The organism is Neolewinella antarctica (genome assembly GCF_011927835.1).
Classification (GTDB): domain Bacteria; phylum Bacteroidota; class Bacteroidia; order Chitinophagales; family Saprospiraceae; genus Neolewinella; species Neolewinella antarctica.
In genome coordinates this window covers 54,213-72,128 of sequence record NZ_JAATJH010000006.1, presented here as the reverse complement: position 1 = coordinate 72,128, position 17,916 = coordinate 54,213, and the positions used below count along the sequence as shown (strand labels likewise).

Below are 17,916 nucleotides of genomic sequence, written 5' to 3'. Positions count from 1 at the left end.
GGAAGCGTAAACCTGCTTTATGCAATCTATTTATACCCGATTTCTTTTTCTACTCCTCGCCCTTACCGGCCTTTCGTTCACCGCCCAGGCCCAACGCACTTGTGGCTCGATGGACCTCCTCGAACAACAAATCCAGGCCGACCCCGGGCGCGCCGCCCGCCTGGAAGCGCTGGAAAACTTCACCAAAAAATTTGAGTTCACCGAGGGAGAAAAAGTGCTGCGTACCATCCCCGTCGTCGTCCACGTAGTTGCCCGGACGAACGCCGAGAACATTTCCCTGGCTCAGATCCAGAGCCAAATCGACGTGCTCAACGACGATTTTCGCCGCTTGAATACCGACCGCGACGGCACCTGGAACCAGGCCGCCGACTCCGAGATCGAGTTCTGCCTCGCCACCGTCGACCCCAACGGAAACGCGACGGGCGGCGTCCTCCGCCAGTCTACCACCCGCACACAATTTGGCCGGGGTAACGACAACATGAAATTCACCTCCACCGGCGGCTCCGACGCCTGGCCCGCGGCGGACTACATGAACATGTGGACCTGTAACATTGGCGAAGGCACCCTCGGCTTCGCCCAATTTCCCGGCGGCCCCGCCGCTACGGACGGCGTCGTCATGGACTACCGCTACTTCGGCACGATCGGCACCGCCCAGGCGCCCTTTAACCTCGGCCGCACGGCGACTCACGAAGTCGGCCACTACCTCAACCTGCGCCACATCTGGGGCGACGGCGGCTGCAACCGCGATGATTTCGTCAGCGACACCCCCGGTAGCGACGGCCCCAACTACGGTTGCGCCACCGGCGTAGTCAAGTGTAACTCCGTCGACATGGTCCAGAATTACATGGACTACTCCGACGACGCCTGCATGAACCTGTTCACCACCGGCCAGAAAGCCCGGATGCAGGCCGCCCTCACCGGCGCGCGTGCTTCCCTACTCAACTCCATCGGTTGCGGTACACCAAATGGCGGCGGCGGCGGTGGCCCCACGGTCTGTAACGACACCGACGTCACCCTCACGCTGACGACCGACCAGTACGCTTCCGAAACCAGCTGGACGCTTAGCGGACCCAACGGAACGGTCGCCACCAGCGGCACGCTGGCCAACAACAGCACCAGCACGGAAACCTTTTGCCTCCCCGACGGCTGCTACGAATTCACGATCAACGACAGCTTCGGCGACGGCATCTGCTGCCAGTACGGCAACGGCTCCTTTAACCTGAGCGGCGGTGGCGTCAGCGAATCCGGCGGTAGTTTTGCCTCCTCCGACGTTAAGACTTTCTGCATCGGCGGCGGCGACACCGGCGGCGGCGCTTGCCAGGATTTCACCATTACGGAGGACAACTTCGAAGCTAACTACGGCAACTGGAACGATGGCGGCTCCGATTGCGTCCGCAGCAGAACCCGCCCCGTCCAGGGTGGCATCAGCGTTTACTTGCGCGACAACACGAACACGTCCGTCCTCACCTCCGACGCCCTCGACCTCACCGGTTTCGAAGAATTGACGGTCGACTTCAGCTACCTCCCGTTCTCCATGGAGCCCGGCGAAGATTTCTGGCTCCAGGTCGACAATGGCTCCGGCTTCCAGACGGTCGCCACCTGGGCGAGCGGTACGGATTTTGTGAACAACACGGTGTACAACGAGTCCGTCACGCTCACGGGCGATTTCGGCAATAATGTCCGCGTGCGGTTCCGCTGCGATGCTTCGGCCAATTCCGATTACGTGCATTTGGATAACCTCGTGCTGAGCGGCTGTTCGAACGGTAGTTTCCGGGAGCTCAACAAGGATGCAGGGGGCGCGGTCGTGGATGCAGAGTCTGATGAGGCGGCCACGGAATTGGAATACGACGTATTCCCCAACCCCGCCAAAGAGATTTTCACCATCCGGATTAGCGAAGAAGGCTTCCGCGCGCAGCTGACCAACGTTGCCGGCAAGGCCTTGCTCAGTACCGACTTACAAGTTGGTAGCAACCGGATTGAAGCCGGGCACTTACCACAGGGTATGTACCTGTTGATCCTGGAAGGCGGTGATGGCGTGCGGGAAGTCAGCAAAGTGGTACTGCGGTAAGCTTTGGCTTAGTGCTGCACGCTCTTAGATACCGACCCCCGGGATGGCTTTAGCCGCTTCGGGGGTTTTTTATGCGCCCGCGGGGGTAGTGGGGGACGCACCGTAAATACTTTTGACTAACCCAGCCCTTCGGGATGGCGCGCTGAATGACGTGTGAATAGAGTGGAAGTCGGCACCGTTAGCGGAAACAGCGGCGAAAACGTCGATGGGCTGCCCGTAACCGCGCGTCTGCGAAATGACGGCCGGTCGTACCGGAAAAGGACCGTCTATTTATACGCCGGCATTCCGTATTCACCCGGCACCGGCGTCCGCGCAAACTTTGTCGCTGAAGGGCGCATCGGTTTTTCCAGCACGGCAACGGTCGCTTACCAAGGGGTAAGTTGCGGACCGGAAATTCGCGCGCCAAACTTAGCTTGCAGGTGGTACGACCCGGCGAGCGGTACGGAACACTCGCGAAAGTTTTCGATTCTTCTCCCCCTTTTATAAGTGGTACATTACAAGGTTACCCCCCACTAACTAAGCCACTTGCCATGTTGAAACTACGAGAAGACCCGCGTTCCGAGCACGTCCGAGAAATGGCGCTGCACTTCGGTGCGGAGTTGGACGAGGGCAACGACGCGGCGACGATCACCATGGACAACGAGCGGGCGCGGGGCTTCATCAGCTCGTACCGGATTTTTGACGGGCTGACGGTTTGGGTGTACAACGTGACTTTTTTCGAGGACTTCGCGGTGGATTTGGCCCTGATGGAGGGCAGCCCCTATTATTTTTCTTACAACGTAGCGGGCCATTTTTTGCACCGCTTCGGCGAGCAGAAGACGTTCGCGCGGGTTTTGCCGAACCAGCACATGATCTTTGCCAGCGGTCCGGAAAGCTCCGTGCAAATTGTTTTCCCGGCGAACGAAAAACTCAAGATCGCCGTCGTCATCGTGGACCTGGAGCAGTTGGGGGAACTGGACGTGCGGAACGCCAAACGCATCCACAAAAAAGTCGGGACCATCTTCAGCCACGCCCCGGAGGAGCGCCCTTACCGCCACCTGGGAAGCATCGACACCGAGGCGGAGCAGTACGCCGCGATCGTGTGTGAGAACGACAGCGTCGACCTGGTGGGCGGGCTGCTGACGGAGGGGGCCGTGCTCAACATGCTGGCGTGCCAAATCAGGGCCTACGATCAGGACCAAGCGGGACGTACCGTGCCGTCCGTCCTCACCACGGCCGAACTTTCCAAGATCACCTCGCTGGGTGCTTACGTGCTCGATAATTTGGACGACGATCTCACGATCGCCAAGCTGAGCCGCCACTACCGGCTGAGCTCCAAGAAGTTACAACTAGGGGTGCGGCACCTCTACGGAGACTCGGTCGGGCGCTACGTATCGAACTTGCGGATGGGCCACGCCAAGCACCTGCTCCAATCGACAGAGCGGAACGTATCGGAAGTTTGTGACTTGGTGGGGCTCTCCAGCCGGAGCTATTTTTCCAAGGTGTTCAAGGAACGGTACGGGGTTTCACCTAACACGATTTTGCACTGAAGCGGCGGCCCGAAACCCGGCGGTAGGCGTGCGTTCCTAAGGTAGCCAAACGTGGTTTGACCCCACGTGGACGTGCGCGTGGAGACGGGAAGCAAGCCCCCCCCCTGACCCTTTTGCGCTAATTATTTACCCAAATTTGTCAGTCCGGTGCCGGGCCGACGACTAGCTTTGCTCTGCAAGCAGGGTCCGACGCGGTTGATACCACGGGATTTACGCCCGGCATGTTTCGCCGTACCCGTAAACAATCGATGGCCTCTACGCTGCCACGTTTTGGGGTTCTACTTATGTGAAACCCGCTTTCTGCACTTGGACTTTACTTTTGTGAAGTCCATTTTTGGTTTGGTTGAGAAATTTCCGGCCTGGTTTTAAGCTTTGTGGTATTTTTTACCTTTTTCCATAATGATTCACATCCTCTCGCCCGGACAACCAGTAAGCGCACCTTAAGAGTAGTGTGGCTACCCACCTCCCTCGCCCGCCGTACATCCCCGGCACCGGCGTCCGCGCCAACTCCCCAACTTAGCCGGTCACTGAAGGTACATTGTCGTCGGGCACACCCCGCGGGCTTACGAATCAGCGCCAAAATCCATAACTTGTTGAACTGTCGGCAAAGGGCGGCGGCGCGGACGCCGGCTGGCCAACAGTTAGTCCCGTACTTTGTCGGGATGCCAGGTGTATCCATAAAACAAAGTCTACCGACCGATGATGAAACTTACCATGACTGCGCTCCTCCTGACCGGGCTGCTAACCTCGTGCGGGACGGAAGAAATTACGACCCCACGGAATCCTGATCTAACCTACACGACGGGTGCCAAGCAGCGCACGGACCTAGTCATCGACCGGAAGGCTTACTACGAGCAACTCCAGGGTTTCTGGCTGGGGACGTGCATTGCTAACTGGACGGGCCTCGTCACGGAAATGGACAAAATCGGCAACATCGGCGACCTGCAGACGGGCGATTTTTACACGCGGGACGACTGGGGTAAGATCGACGAGCCGAGCATCTGGGGGGAGGGCGTGCCGAGCGACCTGTCGGAAACGATCGACTTCGTTTTCTCCCCACCCGACAGCACGTGGGGCTCCGACGACGACACGGACATCGAATACATCTACCAGGAACTATTACTGGCCAACAAGACCTCGCTACTGACGGGCGAGCAGATCCGGGACGGGTGGCTAAAGCACATTCGCAAGGAGGAAGAAAACTACCTGTGGGTTTCCAACCAGAAGGCGTTCGACCTGATGGGGGAAGGGCTCGTACCGCCGGCGACCGGCGACCCGGCGAATAACCCAGAATACGAGATGATCGACGCGCAGTTGACGACGGAGATCTTCGGTTTGTACGCGCCGGGGATGCCGGCGTTAGCGCGCAAAATAGCTAAGCTGCCCATCCAGACAACGGCCCGCTACGACAGCGAATGGATTTCAGAATTCTACGTGACGATGTTCAGCCTGGCTTCCGTAGTGGATAAGGAATTACCCATGCAAGACCGGATGCTGTGGATGGCGGACGCGGCATCGCGGAATTTACCCGATACTTCCTATGCCAAGAAAATGTACGATTTCGTGCTGGAGAAATACCGCCAGGATTTGCCGTGGGAGCAGACGCGGGATTCCCTCTACCAGCGCTACCAAGTAGAGGAACGGGACGGGTACACCATTACCTCCCAAAACAGATACTGTAATGGCTGCTTCGCGGCCGGGATTAACTTCGGCGCGAGTTTAATCAGTTTATTTTACGGGGAGGGCGACTTTGTTGAAACGATTAAAATCGGCGCGCTGGCTGGTTGGGATTCGGATAATCCCACGGCTACCTGGGGCGGGTTAATTGGTTTTATGATCGGCAAAGCTGAAATCGAGCGGCTGTTTGACCGGAAGTTCTCCGATAAATTTTATATCCACCGGACGCGGCGGGGGTTTGGGGGGGATGGGATTGATACGTTTGACCGGATGGCCCTGAAGGGGGTATGGATTGTGGATCGGTTGGTGCAGGCGGAGGCTGGTGGGGTGGTTGATTTGGAACGGGATAGTTGGCGGATTCCTGCTGTGCGTGCGTTCACCTTAGATTTCTAACTGGTTTTATATTGACGTTGTAGCGTTTCACACTGCGCTGGATGTCCGTCCGGGTTACGGTATACACACGTCATTGCACTGCTTTTGTTTCTGCCCGTTTTGCCCTCCTTTTAGCTTCGCTGCGACTTCGTGGTCGGAAGAAAAGGAGCAAAATTCTTGTCCTGTGAGCCTGGCTAATCAATGTTTTGGTGCTTGAAAGGCTAAAATCTGTAACTCAGAGGAGGCACGACGATCAGCGCAGCTAAACTCGCCCACTCGCTTTGTTTTCCATACAACTCTGTCGGTAACATCATTAAGTGGTTGTAGCATTTGACTAGTGGTGGCTCAGACAGTACAGATTTCTTCACTCCTTCCAAGCACCAAAACATTGGCCAGGCTCAAGGGACGATTGACAAGTACTTAGAATCTCAATAAGTTTTAAAGCAATATTCGTTCAAAGGCTACTTCCTGAAGTTGATTGCACGTCATAGATTTTCGAGGCTTATCTAAAGTCAGCACCATCGATATTTCGCGTAAGTCAAGTTACAAGTAGAATCCATGATTTTGGTATCTTCACAATAGCGACACCGTTCACCTACTGGTTCTACGAGCGGGCCCTACCCTTCTATTTTACGTAACACCCCACCCACTACGGGCCGGAAAATCATGCAAATAATGACAATAGGTTTAAAGCTGATTCAACGACACAGTACTATGCAGATTAATCTGCATTCAATTGCACTGTGTTTTATACTTCTGCTCATCTCCTCCTGTAAATCTACCGTCGCCCCAAATCCAGCGTCGGTACGGGAGGAGGTAGACACGCAAGGCGTAGTTTATCCGGCGGAATTAGCGCAATTACACCAAAACATACTGAACTACCATTTGGATATGCAAACAGACTCCACCACGGTAGCTACTCTGCTTACGGAGATGACTGATGAGGGTTCCTGGCCAACAATCGACTACACCGACCGGATCCGCGGCCAGTGGCCGGTAAAGAAACACTTGGCGCACGTCCAGTCCCTGGCGATTGCTTACCGGCAACCGGAGTCGCCCTGGTACGGCAAGGCGTCCGTGTCGGAAAAGATACATTCGTCACTGAATTACTGGTTAAAGAATGACTTCTTGAGCACGAATTGGTGGGACCAGCACATCGGCGTCCCGGAACTACTGGCCCCCACCCTTTTTTTAATGGAAAAGGAACTATCGCAAAAGCAGCTGGACCAGGCGCTGGTCTTACTGAGGCGCGCCAAAATAAAGATGTCCGGCCAGAATAAAGTGTGGCTCTCCGGAAACGTGCTGATGCGCTCGCTACTGACCAGAGACATCGATTCCGTCGCAATGGCCAGCGCGGCCATTCAGGGCGAGCTAAGAATTGCGGACGGAGTGGGTTTGAAAAGCGACTGGTCGTACCACGAGCACGGCGCGCAAATCCAACTGGGCCTCTACGGCATGTCGTACCTCGAAGACATGATCAAGTGGTACACCCTGGTCGACGGCACGGACTTCCGCTTTTCCGAGGATAAGAAAGTAATGCTGCGAAATTATCTGTTGGAGGGGCAGCAGTGGGTCATCTACAAGCAACAGATGGACATCAGCGCGAGCGGTCGCCAAATCTGGCTGGACGAGCAGGGGAAAAAATACCAGCAACTGAAACGGTGCCTGGAGCAAATGGCGCTACTGGATGAGGATTACGCGCCGGCGTACGCGGACGCGATCGATTCCGAAACGCTAGAAGGCAACAAGCATTTCTGGAAATCTGATTTTCAAGTCCACCGGCGCAAAGACTTTTATTTCTCATTAAAAATGAGTTCGGAGCGGGTGGTGGGGACGGAGTCCGTCAACGAAGAAAACATCCGGGGTTATTACCTGGGGGACGGCGTTTCGCTCCTTTACACCGATACGGAAGCCTACACCAACGTGGCGCCTTTCTGGGACTGGAAAAAGCTACCGGGCACCACCGTCGTGCAGGACGACGAGCCACTACCCGTGACCAAATCGTGGGATTTCGAGACCAACAGCACCTTCGTGGGCGGCGTGACGGATGGGCGGAATGGGATCGCTACGTTGAGCTACGACCGGGACGGCGTACAAGCCCTAAAATCGTGGTTCATGTTCGACGATCAGATTATTTGCCTGGGCAGCGGCATCACCACCGCGCGGGATTTTCCGTTGACGACGGCCGTCGATCAGGTGTTTATGAAGGGGCCCATCTCGTACGGTAAGAATGGTGAAGTGCGTGACGACCTGAAAGTAAAAGAACGACTGAATCCGGACTGGCTACTTCACGACGATACCGGCTACCTATTCCCCAAAAGTGAGGGCGTTTACGTACTACGCCGTTTTTTGGAGGGTTCCTGGCACAACACCACTCTGCGCTACCGCCCCGTCATCCTTACCGAGACAACCCTGTCGATCTGGTTCGACCACGGTACCCAACCCACGGACGCCACGTACGAATACGTGCTCGTCCCGAATGCTACCGAGGAACGGCTGGTGGCGCTGACGGCCGACCCGGCGTATTTAATTACGAATGAGAAGAGCCGGCAGGTGGTGGTGTCGAAAGACGGAAGCCGGGGGGGCGTCGTTTTTTACGAGCCTGGGTCCGCGGATGTTTTGGGGGGTATTGCGGTGGACCGGCCCTGCATCGTGCTCTTTAAAAAGGTAGGCACGGGCGTTGAGCTTACCGTGAGTGATCCTTCGCAAAAGTTAACGGAGCTCACGATTTCATTGCGGGAGGACTACACGGATGGTGAAGAGGTTCGACGGGAGGCTGGTACGTCCGTCACGGTGGCGTTACCGCAGGGCGGGGATGCAGGGCGAAGTACTTCGGTGCGTTTGGCGGGGGGTAGCTCAAACAATTGAATCCAGCGTAGTGCGACTTTTGAACTAAAAGTGTTTTCCCACTATGAGGCGGGCGAAGGCGTGTGAAGTCTCCCTCAATACAGGCGGCACTAAAATTTCCGTGGTGCTACCCCATCGCCCCTTACAACGCGTCGTTGGGGTTGATGCTCGGTTCGCCGTCGATCTCGCCGATATTGTGCAGGTACATATTCATCAGGCAGAGGCGGCGGGTGTTGGCCACAATCTCGTTACCGTGAAAGGTTCCGTTCTTGAGAAACCGAAGCTCCTCCCGGTCCAGGTCGTGGCGTTCGACGATGTCGTCGTAGGCCGCAAGGAAAAAGCCCCCCGTGCCGCAGGCGGGGTCGATGATCGTTTTCAGTGGCTCCGGTTGCAGGCAGGCGACCATGGCGCGGATGAGCGGTCGGGGCGTGAAGTACTGACCGGCGCCCGATTTGGTATCCTCGGCGTTCTTTTCCAGCAGCCCCTCGTAGATATCGCCCTTCACGTCGGCGTTCAGTAGGCTCCATTCCTGCTCGTCGATCATCTGGATGACGCGGGCGAGTTTGGCCGGGTCCTGGATCTTGTTCTGACTCTTCGTAAAAATTTGGCCGAGCATCCCCCGCTCCGTAGCTAGCGTACGCAGCATCTGCCCGTAAAAAGCTTCGAGCTCCGCACCGCGTAGGTTACTGAGCGTATCCCAGTCGCAGACCAGGCCGTCTTCGATCTCGTTGCCCTCGATGTCCTTCAGGCGTGGGAAGTGTATCTCTTTGTCGTAAGGCGGCTTCGTCTGCTCGTCGGCCATTTTGAGAAACAACAGGTAGGTGATCTGTTCGAGGTAGTCGCCGTAGCTGACGCCGTCGTCGCGCAGGACGGTGGCGAAGGACCAGACTTTGGAGATTAGGGAGGCGGTGGACATGGGTGGTAGTCTTTTGGTCTGTTGGTATTTTAGTCTGTTAGTGCTGTCCGTTAAGAGACTAAAACAATAACAGACTTTTGTGGGCGCGGACGCGGGTGCAAGGTCAGTTTGGTGGCAGAAAGGGAATGCGAGTAAAGGTGACAAAGCCGCAATCTTCATAAAACGGCAATTTATGAAGATTGAGACTTAGTATTCTTCAATATCAGACTGTTTGTGAAGTCATCGGTTAACAATTTTCAGCAACGGCCGAAATTCATATTTGGCTGGGGCACGACCGGCCGCCGGAATAGTACATTCGATAATATGACTGATTAATAGTGTTTTGATCATTCTGTTAACGCTGGTTGTCGGCACTCCGGAGCCCTCGGCGAAAGATTTACTGGTAAATATTGGTGAGGTGAATAGGAAATCAAGGCAGGGTAGGGCAAACTGGCTGCGCGTTTCAGCAACTACCTTATCCTTCATTTTTCCGTACAGATCAATGATGTTTCTGGTCTGGCCCGTTGTTTTATCGGCCTGCTCGATAATTCCCGCCAGAAAGAACCTAACCCAGTTGGTCCAATCGCCCTCCTGCGTTATTCGCTTCAACGCAACGTAGTAGTCACTACGATTTGACTCCAGATAGTCACTCATGTAAAATACCGGGTCATGAATGATTTCCTTGTGGTACAGAAATAGAGGGATTAGGATCCTGCCAATTCGTCCATTACCATCCACAAATGGGTGAATGATCTCGAATTGAGCGTGAACGATTGCTAATTGTACCATCACGTCAATGTCCTGGTGGTGTAGGTATTCCTCCCAGTTGTACAGGGCTTTCAGCATCTCCGGGGCCGCGGGTGGTACGTGGGTAGCCGTTTCCTGGGTACTTCCGGGAGGGCCAATCCAATTTTGTATCCGACGGAACTCGCCTCTGGCTGCGTTCTGACCACGGACACCCTGCATCAGCACGCCATGAATGCGCCGAATAAGGTTTAAAGAAAGTGGCAACCGATCCATTTGGTGCTTTCCCATCAGCAGCGCATGCCGATAGTTGATCACCTCATCAATGTCAGCGGCTTTTCTGGGTACGCCGGCTAATTTTGCATCAAAATCAAGGACTTCCTCCAACGTAGCCTGGGTACCCTCAATTTTTGAGGAAAGCACTGCTTCCTTCGTTCGTAGCGGCGCTAGTAGCACTTCTGGATTCACTATCGATTGTAACAAACCGTCGTAGCGGGCAACCTTTCGGTTAGCTTCACCGGTGAGGTCGGCAAACTTGTTGTAGTCAAGATTCTTGAAGGGTAGAGATGTTGGTACGAATGGTCGCATGTGGTGTAAGGATGAATCACAAGAGGTGGTTGTGAGTCACAAAGTACGATATTATGCATCACAAAGCTGTTTGTGATGCATCTGCGCACTAATTTAGTAAGGCGGTCGTGGTATATAGAACTCATTTTTTGCACCATAAATCAGGTCTTGAGCTGAGCAAGCTCACTTGTTGATCGACAGAATGCCTTGGGTCGTAAGTTGGCTTGATTTGCGTGAACGTCACCGGGCGCTCGGAGAACCTCCGTTCGTCTACTCGCTGCGCTGTTGGATGGGCGGCCCCGCTCTGAGACCCTTAAACTTCGAAAGCAAATTCAAAATTCGCCATCGCAAAAGGAACTTCCGTATCATGCGCGGCAAAGAAAGCTTGAGGGCCGCCGAATTTCGCCAGCGTCAGTTCTTTGGCTACGTGGCACGTCACGAGCGGGTTGGCAAACTCCTGGTAAGACGTCCAGAAATAAGACCGATAATCGTCCACCACGCCATGCTTTCTCGGGTTGCGGTGCTGGTAAACGATTAAGTCCAGTAGGTACCGCAGCGAGTCAACTTCCTTACGTTCAAATCTCGCTTCGAATAGTCCACTTACCGTCCCGTATTTGAAATTAAAGTAATTCGCGTAAGCATTCTGCAAATGCCCGAACGTCCGACCCAGTGTGTGCTCGGTTCGCAACAGCTTCGGCGGGATGTCCGCGGCGGGGTTCATCAACACCGTCAGGTGAAAATGATCACGCATCAGCGCATAAGACAATAGCTGACCCGCCTGCGCCAGGTATTTATCACAGAGCATCAAGAAATGCAGAAAATCGCTGTCCTTTCTAAAGATCGTCCGCCGGTTGACACCCCGGTTGTAAATGTGGTAATAAGCGTTGGGCCGAATCACGGGCCGGGGAGCTTGCGGCATGGCGGGGAGTATTGAGTCCTGCTCAAGATAACGGATAATCTCTAGGGTCTCGGAGCGGCCCCTGGGTTTTCGCCAGCGCAGCCAGCGAGGGCCCGGGGGTTCTCTGAGCGCCCGGGTTCCTGGCAGCACTCAACCCCAATCACCCACCACCCACCCGGGCGCTCGGAGAACCCCCACCCGCCAACTCGCTACGCGAGTGCGCGCGCGGGGGCCGCTCCGAGACCCTAAACCCTCCCCCACCGCCGGAGGTAGCAACGTGGCTAAACCAACGCTCCCAAAAAAGTCCGCCGCAAAACCTTAATGTTTAAATGCCTATCGGTGATGACTTCAACGCAGTTCATATGCGCGAATCTGACCGTGGCGCTACCCCCTTAGGGGACTTTTACCCACCCGCCCGTCATGGCCACGTAAGCCTTTTTACTCATTTTCGAAATTTTTTATCGTTTCATAAATCGCTTCCGCCGTAGCGTATGCCCCTTCCTGATTGCTAAAGTGTATTTCATTCTGGTAAGCAGGCCACTTACCATCATTAGCTCGGATGATGTGCACCAGATCACCCTCTACTCCTTCGATAACACATCTGTAATCAGCATCATTGAAGTCCGCGCCGAACATAAATGCGTCGACGGTTAGACTATTGGCATCTTCTGGTTCAATAAGATCAATCCACTTATAACCTTTGTATCCACCTCTTGCATGCCCTGTTCTAGCGTAATGCCTTCTTGGCACAAAGCCTCGGCTCATTCTGGTTTTGAGGTCGGTGTACGCTTCTCCGACGTAGACCACTTCGGTTTCAGTACTGACAACATAAACCATTCGTGTTTCACTTTCCAACGCGACTTGCCTCTCTGAATCAACTGGCATAAGTATAAAATTTATACGCTGAGCATCCGTATGATGCTCATTTGCTTTTGTAGGTCTTGTTAGTGCTCGCGATAAGGTGTATCGCTCGTGTATGTATTCAATCATAAGTTTCGTATTTTAAAGATCACATTTTTTCAAACCAACGCCCCCAAAAAAGCCCGCTTCAAAATCCCCATCCGCAACCCCGCCGCCCGCAACAACCCAGCCCGCAACCCCCGCTCCAACACCTCCGCCACCGAAAAACGCGACTCGATCTCGGCTACGATCTGCTGCTGCTCGGGGAGGGAGGGGAGCGGGATCTGAAGTTTTTTAAATCGATTCTGAGTTAGGTTGAGCCCGCTATCACTGCCGCCTGTTTTAATCTTATCCAGAGCGTTGAGGAGTTTAGGAGAATTCAGTACATATTGAAAATAATCTCCAGTAATTAAATCTTCTTGAACCTTTATGCGATAAACCTTGTCGCAATTAATCAACTTCACAGCAGTAGTCTTGACTTTACAACAAACACCCACGCGGGGCCGGGGACCTGCACGGGTTATTAGAATATCTCCATTTTCAATTTCGTGCTGAAATCTAGGTTCAAGATTATTTGGCAATTCTTTGTTCTGGTCCGCAACGAACGCCATAGCTTGAATAGCTGATGTTTTGATCACCGCCCAATCATTCTCATTCGTTCGCTGAGTACGTTTGCATTTTGGACTCCATCCTTGTGACAGATCTGCAATTACGGTCGACACTGTGACTTTCTTAAATCCATCAGTTAACTCATCCAAAACCCCCATCCGATAAACCCCCACCTTCCCCAACGCCACCTCCAGCTCCACAACACTCCGGTCCAACTCCGAAAACAACGCCTCCAACTTCGCTACGATGGCGCGCTGCTCGGGGAGGGGTGGAGCAGGAAACTCAATTTCTTTTAAATTATTTAACCGTACACCCAAGACAGTAGTACCACTAGATATTTTTATTATTTCTCGTTCCAAAGATTGAAAAGCATATAGCATGAATTTAGTATCCATTTCAATTTTAGGCGTGACAATCTTTAAATCTTGGTTAATTGCGGTTCTAATGTTCGTCAAGATTGGACGTCCAGGAGTTATACGTGTAGCAAGAATTAGGCTGCCCGCCTCGGCAATGTTCGTTGAACTTTCTTGGACTGCCGTTTCTGTGATTGAATCAATGGTCGAGTTAAGAACATCTCCCTTTATATCTTTTATAGATGCCCAGGGTATGTCGCCAGTCCAATAAGCCTTATTTGCTTTACTTGGAGTTCCACCACCTTTGAAGTCGCATACTTCTCCAAGTGGCAAAGTTTTTAGTTTAATAGTTCCCATCACGCCACCAATATTTCATTCATTTCCAAAATAACCCCCGCATACCCCTTCCCAAACGCCGCATAAAACCCACCGATCCCACCCTTCCCGTCAAACGGGTGCAAGTCGAAATCGTCCCGTTCCAAATGAAAGGATTGTTTGACGTGGTCGCGGATCATCCGCAGCCACGTCAGTTGTTCTTCGCTGAATTTCTCGGCGGCCGTGTTGTTGTGGTTGAAGATCCAGGTCTGGAAATTGCGGTCCACGCGGCCGGCGTAGTTCGTCAGGCGCTCGTCGAGGCCGGCGACGCGGCGGACGAGGCTGACCAGCGCGATCAGCTCGCTTTCGGGGCGGGCGTCGCTGACGTCCTCCAGTTTGTTGTAGGCTTCCCAGACGTAGTGCGGGGCCATCGCCGGGCGGTCGACCTTCAGCCGCTCGACGAGGCTTTTGACCATCCGGAAGGTGACCTCGCGGCGGCGGTGGGGCTCGTTGAAGTAAATGGCCAGGGCGGTGAACTCGTCCGTATTTTCCCGCAGGTAGGCTTCGAAACCGGCCACGACTTCGCGGCTCCGCTCGGTGCTGAAGCTGTCGGCTTCACTACGCAGGACGGTGTCGCGGCTCACGTTGTCGATCACTTGGCTGTGGACTTTGCGGACGTTCTCTACGTAATCCGCCAAAGCCCCGTTGAAAATACGGGCGGCGTCGATCTGCAAGTCGTTTTCGGCTTCGTCCATCGCGGTCTCGATCGCGGCGGGGCTTTGCCCCACTAACTCCCTTTGCACCCGCGACCGCGCCCCTTCAATCACGTCCGGGTCGAAGGCGGCCAGTAGCTTGCGGACGGTTTGCTTGATGTCGCGGCCCTTGGCCAGTTCCTTAAAGCCCTCTTTTTCGGCGGGCGTGATCTGCTTGTCGAGCCGGATCAGCCGGTTGGCGAGCGACGAAAATAAGTCCTCGTCGCGCGCGCCCATTTTGATGGCGTGCAGGAGATCTTTAAGCGGCACGCCGGGCTTGCGTTCGAGGGGCCGACTGAGGGTTTTCTTAGACTTCGTGGCCCCGACGGCGTCGACGATCACGAAGTGGGTCTTGGTACTCTTGGCCGTGTTGCTCGTCCGTTTGAGGTCGTCGAGCGAGATGGTGCGGGTGCCGCGGCCCTTCATCTGCTCGAAGTAGTTGGCGCTCTTGACGTCGCGCAGGAACAGCAGCACTTCGAGGGGTTTGACGTCGGTGCCGGTGGCGATCATGTCGACCGTTACGGCGATGCGCGGCGCCCAGCCGTTGCGGAACTGGTTGAGGATGCTCTTCGGGTCTTCCTCGACCTTGTAGGTCACCTTTTTGCAAAAGTCGTTGCCCTCCCCCATTTCCTCGCGGACGATCTGGATGATGTCGTCGGCGTGGCTGTCCGTCTTGGCGAACACCAGTGTTTTGGGGACCTCGAACTCGCCGCGCGCGTCGTGCCGGTCCGGGAACAGCCCGGGCAGGATGCGGCGGTATTCGCGGATGATGGTGCGGATCTGGTCGGGCGTCACCACGTCGCGGTCCAGCTGACGGGCTTCGTATTCGAGGTCTTCGTCGAGCTGTTCCCAGCGTTTGCGGCGGCTCAGCTTTTCGCGGTGCTCCACGCCCCGGGCGCTCTTGGGGATGATCGCTCCGCCGGCCGTGATGGCCGTCTCGATGGTGTACACGTCGAAGGGCACGTTGACGCCGTCGGCCACCGATTCTTCGTAGGTGTATTCGCTCACCACGTTACCGTTGAAAAACCCGTAGGTGCGGCTGTCGGGCGTGGCGGTGAGGCCGATCAAATAGGCATCGTAGTATTCGAGCACCTGCCGCCAGAGGTTGTAAATGCTGCGGTGGGCTTCGTCGATGACGATAAAATCGAACTGGCCGACGGGGTTGGCGGGGTTGTACACGACGGGCAGCGGTTCCTTCCTTTGCCAGCGGTCGTTTTCGTGTGGGTTGTCGTCTTCCGCCCCCTCGGCGAGCTCCTCCCCCTTCAGGATGGAATACAGCCGCTGTATCGTGGAGATGCACACCTGGCAGTCGTTCGGGATGTGGCTGCTCGTGAGCCGTTGCACGCCGTAGAGCTCGGTGAATTTTCGGTTATCGTCGCGCGGCTGGTAGCTCATGAATTCCTGCTCGGCCTGTTCGCCGAGGTTCTTGGTGTCCACCAGAAACAGGATGCGGCGGGCGCGGGCGTGCTTCAGCAGACGGTAAGCGAAGGTGCAGGCGGTAAAGGTTTTGCCCGCCCCGGTGGCCATCTGGATGAGCGCGCGCGGCTTATTGTCGGCGAAGCTTTTTTCCAGGTTGTGGATGGCTTCGATTTGCGCGGGGCGGAGGCCGGTCTCGTCGAGCGGCGGCAAGTTATTTAGGCGCTGACGCAGGGATGCAGAGTTTCTCTGGAGAGCGAGCAGTGTTAGTGGGCGGTGAAAACTGAAGACTTCGCGGCTGCGCGGTTTGGGGTCGCGGTGGTCCGTAAAACGGGTAATGACGCCGGTGCTTTCGTAGGTAAAATCGAGCCGGGTGGTGTCGACAAATTTGATCTCGGCCCGCGCGTAGCCCAGGCTCTGTTCTTCGACTTCCGTGATCTTGTGTCCTAAATCCTCCCGCTTGGCCTCGATGATGCCGATTGGTTGCGTCTTAACGAACAGCACGTAGTCGGCCGGCCCCACCGAAGTGTGGTGTTCGCGCACCGCGACGCCATCGTTTTCGTAGAGGTCGACTTCTCCTTTGCCCTGCACCGCCCAGCCGGCGGCGCGGAGTTGGGCGTCGATCTGGTCGCGGGCGAGTTGTTCGGGGTGTTGGTTGTTCGAGGGGCGGGCTAAGGTAGCCAATGTCAGAATAACCGGAGGTGCGCCTAACGTTAGTGCGGGGTGCAGCCCCATACTTTTGTTGTGTAACGCTGATGATTAACTACGGGATAATCCGTCACATGAGCTAACAAAAACAGGAACACAGAATGAAGAATAAAAGAAGGGGCACACATACTTTAACTTGTATTCTTTCTTGTGCTTTTCCGTTTCTTTTGTGCTTTGTGTGTTCAAAATCTGACGTGCGTGCCTAAACCAAAAAATCCTCATCATAAAGCACCTGCTTCACGTCCGCATTGATTTGGTCGCGGCTCGTTAGGTCCAGCGTATCTATCCGCTGGTAAGCCTCCATTAGTACGTACTGCTTGTAGCTATCGCCCGGCCGTTTGATGTACACGACGTCGATGATGCCCTGCTCCCGGAAGTGCTTCATTTCGCGCGACAGCAGTTCCCAGGTTAGGCCCGTCGTCACCATCAGTTTGTGGGGGCTCACTTTGTAGTCGTAGGCGATGAAGATTTCTTGCAAGTCCTCAATGGTCAGGTAGGCCTCGCCGGAAAGACGCAGTTCGGGAGCGGCCTCCAGCGGGGCGGAAAGCTCGAAGAAGCGGCGCGCGCCACCGGGGTTCGACCCCGCCCGGAGTAAGCCGCCGATGTTTAAGGTATTGAGCCGCACCCCGGCTTCGAGCGGGGTCAGGCCGGTTTTCCGCACGACCATTTCTTTCGACAACAAGCCCCCGGGTTGGCGCTCGAACAGACGCAGCAGGTCCAGGTCGTGGATCACGCTTTGCGTGTCGCGACCGCCGTGGACACCACTGGGGTCCGTCAGTGATGCATTGGCCGCTACGAGCGAGAATACACCCATGCCGCTCATCATCACCGCCACCTTATAAAAGATAGGGTCGTGCATGCCGAGCATGGACGTGATGAACAGCATGAAGGTGCCCAGTAGGATCAACGCGATGGGACCTGCTTTCTGTGGATTCATGTAAAGAAAATAGAGTTTAGGGGGATTCGGTTCTGTCTTTTTGCCGTCAATGCGGGGGGGAACGTGTTTTAATTTCGGTCCGTACTTTTTTTCGCTCGGTGGCGAGTGGCAGCGGTAATTTGGGAACGAGAATTGGCGACCGAGTATGCGGGCAAATACCGGCAAAAATCCTCGAAAGCTCACGGTAATCTCGCTTCTTCGTCGCACCACACCATGCAGTGCCGCCCACGTCTAAATCCCGGTCGTAGCGAGCAAAGTCACGTAGCTGGCGGGCTAATTAACCCTATACCCGCGACGCGATAGCTAGTCCCGCACTTAGTCGGGACGAC

General features: G+C 55.1%; 10 protein-coding genes and 1 pseudogene. 4 read left to right on the top strand and 7 right to left on the bottom strand.

Features of this window, described 5'->3' with window-relative positions:
• Window positions 1-19 precede the first annotated feature (19 nt).
• The 4 genes from GGR27_RS16010 to GGR27_RS15995 all read left to right on the top strand — a co-directional run bounded on the left by GGR27_RS16010 (window position 20) and on the right by GGR27_RS15995 (window position 8,514).
• Window positions 20-2,068: a M43 family zinc metalloprotease gene (locus tag GGR27_RS16010; RefSeq protein WP_245184705.1), complete on the top strand. Its 2,049-nt coding sequence runs from the start codon at window positions 20-22 to the stop codon at window positions 2,066-2,068.
• A 530-nt stretch (window positions 2,069-2,598) separates the two neighbouring features.
• A complete protein-coding gene (locus GGR27_RS16005; protein WP_168039160.1) occupies window positions 2,599-3,597 on the top strand; it encodes a helix-turn-helix domain-containing protein in 999 nt (332 codons plus the stop codon).
• Window positions 3,598-4,296: 699 nt separating this feature from the next.
• Window positions 4,297-5,667 (top strand): ADP-ribosylglycohydrolase family protein, encoded by a 1,371-nt coding sequence (locus GGR27_RS16000; RefSeq protein ID WP_168039158.1) that lies wholly within the window; start codon window positions 4,297-4,299, stop codon window positions 5,665-5,667.
• A gap of 645 nt (window positions 5,668-6,312) precedes the next feature.
• A complete protein-coding gene (locus GGR27_RS15995) occupies window positions 6,313-8,514 on the top strand; it encodes a polysaccharide lyase 8 family protein (protein WP_320060362.1) in 2,202 nt (733 codons plus the stop codon).
• 124 nt (window positions 8,515-8,638) lie between these two features.
• Here GGR27_RS15995 and GGR27_RS15990 read toward each other — a convergent pair.
• The 7 genes and pseudogenes from GGR27_RS15990 to GGR27_RS15960 form a co-directional block, all read right to left on the bottom strand.
• Window positions 8,639-9,409 (bottom strand): annotated as a pseudogene (locus GGR27_RS15990) (type I restriction-modification system subunit M); the annotation flags it as partial.
• Window positions 9,410-9,628: 219 nt separating this feature from the next.
• Window positions 9,629-10,720: a Fic family protein gene (locus GGR27_RS15985; RefSeq protein ID WP_168039152.1), complete on the bottom strand. Its 1,092-nt coding sequence runs from the start codon at window positions 10,718-10,720 to the stop codon at window positions 9,629-9,631.
• A gap of 292 nt (window positions 10,721-11,012) precedes the next feature.
• Window positions 11,013-11,618: a transposase gene (locus GGR27_RS15980; protein WP_168039150.1), complete on the bottom strand. Its 606-nt coding sequence runs from the start codon at window positions 11,616-11,618 to the stop codon at window positions 11,013-11,015.
• 417 nt (window positions 11,619-12,035) lie between these two features.
• Window positions 12,036-12,587, bottom strand: coding sequence for a hypothetical protein (locus GGR27_RS15975; RefSeq protein ID WP_168039148.1), 552 nt, complete (start codon window positions 12,585-12,587; stop codon window positions 12,036-12,038).
• Window positions 12,588-12,616: 29 nt separating this feature from the next.
• Complete coding sequence (locus GGR27_RS15970; protein WP_245184713.1) at window positions 12,617-13,816, bottom strand: restriction endonuclease subunit S; 1,200 nt, start codon at window positions 13,814-13,816, stop codon at window positions 12,617-12,619.
• A complete protein-coding gene (locus GGR27_RS15965) occupies window positions 13,816-16,626 on the bottom strand; it encodes a type I restriction endonuclease subunit R (protein ID WP_209037965.1) in 2,811 nt (936 codons plus the stop codon). Before GGR27_RS15965 ends, GGR27_RS15970 begins: the two co-directional genes overlap by 1 nt.
• Before the next feature lie 226 nt (window positions 16,627-16,852).
• Entirely contained in the window at window positions 16,853-17,587 is a 735-nt protein-coding gene (locus tag GGR27_RS15960; RefSeq protein WP_168039142.1) for a hypothetical protein, read from the bottom strand.
• Window positions 17,588-17,916: the final 329 nt, after the last annotated feature.

Coding starts and splice junctions, on each gene's coding strand:
- GGR27_RS16010 (WP_245184705.1), top strand. CDS start 20: ATGCAATCTATTTATACCCGATTTCTTTTTCTACTCCTCGCCCTTACC.
- GGR27_RS16005 (WP_168039160.1), top strand. CDS start 2,599: ATGTTGAAACTACGAGAAGACCCGCGTTCCGAGCACGTCCGAGAAATG.
- GGR27_RS16000 (WP_168039158.1), top strand. CDS start 4,297: ATGATGAAACTTACCATGACTGCGCTCCTCCTGACCGGGCTGCTAACC.
- GGR27_RS15995 (WP_320060362.1), top strand. CDS start 6,313: ATGCAAATAATGACAATAGGTTTAAAGCTGATTCAACGACACAGTACT.
- GGR27_RS15985 (WP_168039152.1), bottom strand. CDS start 10,720: ATGCGACCATTCGTACCAACATCTCTACCCTTCAAGAATCTTGACTAC.
- GGR27_RS15980 (WP_168039150.1), bottom strand. CDS start 11,618: ATGCCGCAAGCTCCCCGGCCCGTGATTCGGCCCAACGCTTATTACCAC.
- GGR27_RS15975 (WP_168039148.1), bottom strand. CDS start 12,587: ATGATTGAATACATACACGAGCGATACACCTTATCGCGAGCACTAACA.
- GGR27_RS15970 (WP_245184713.1), bottom strand. CDS start 13,816: ATGGGAACTATTAAACTAAAAACTTTGCCACTTGGAGAAGTATGCGAC.
- GGR27_RS15960 (WP_168039142.1), bottom strand. CDS start 17,587: ATGAATCCACAGAAAGCAGGTCCCATCGCGTTGATCCTACTGGGCACC.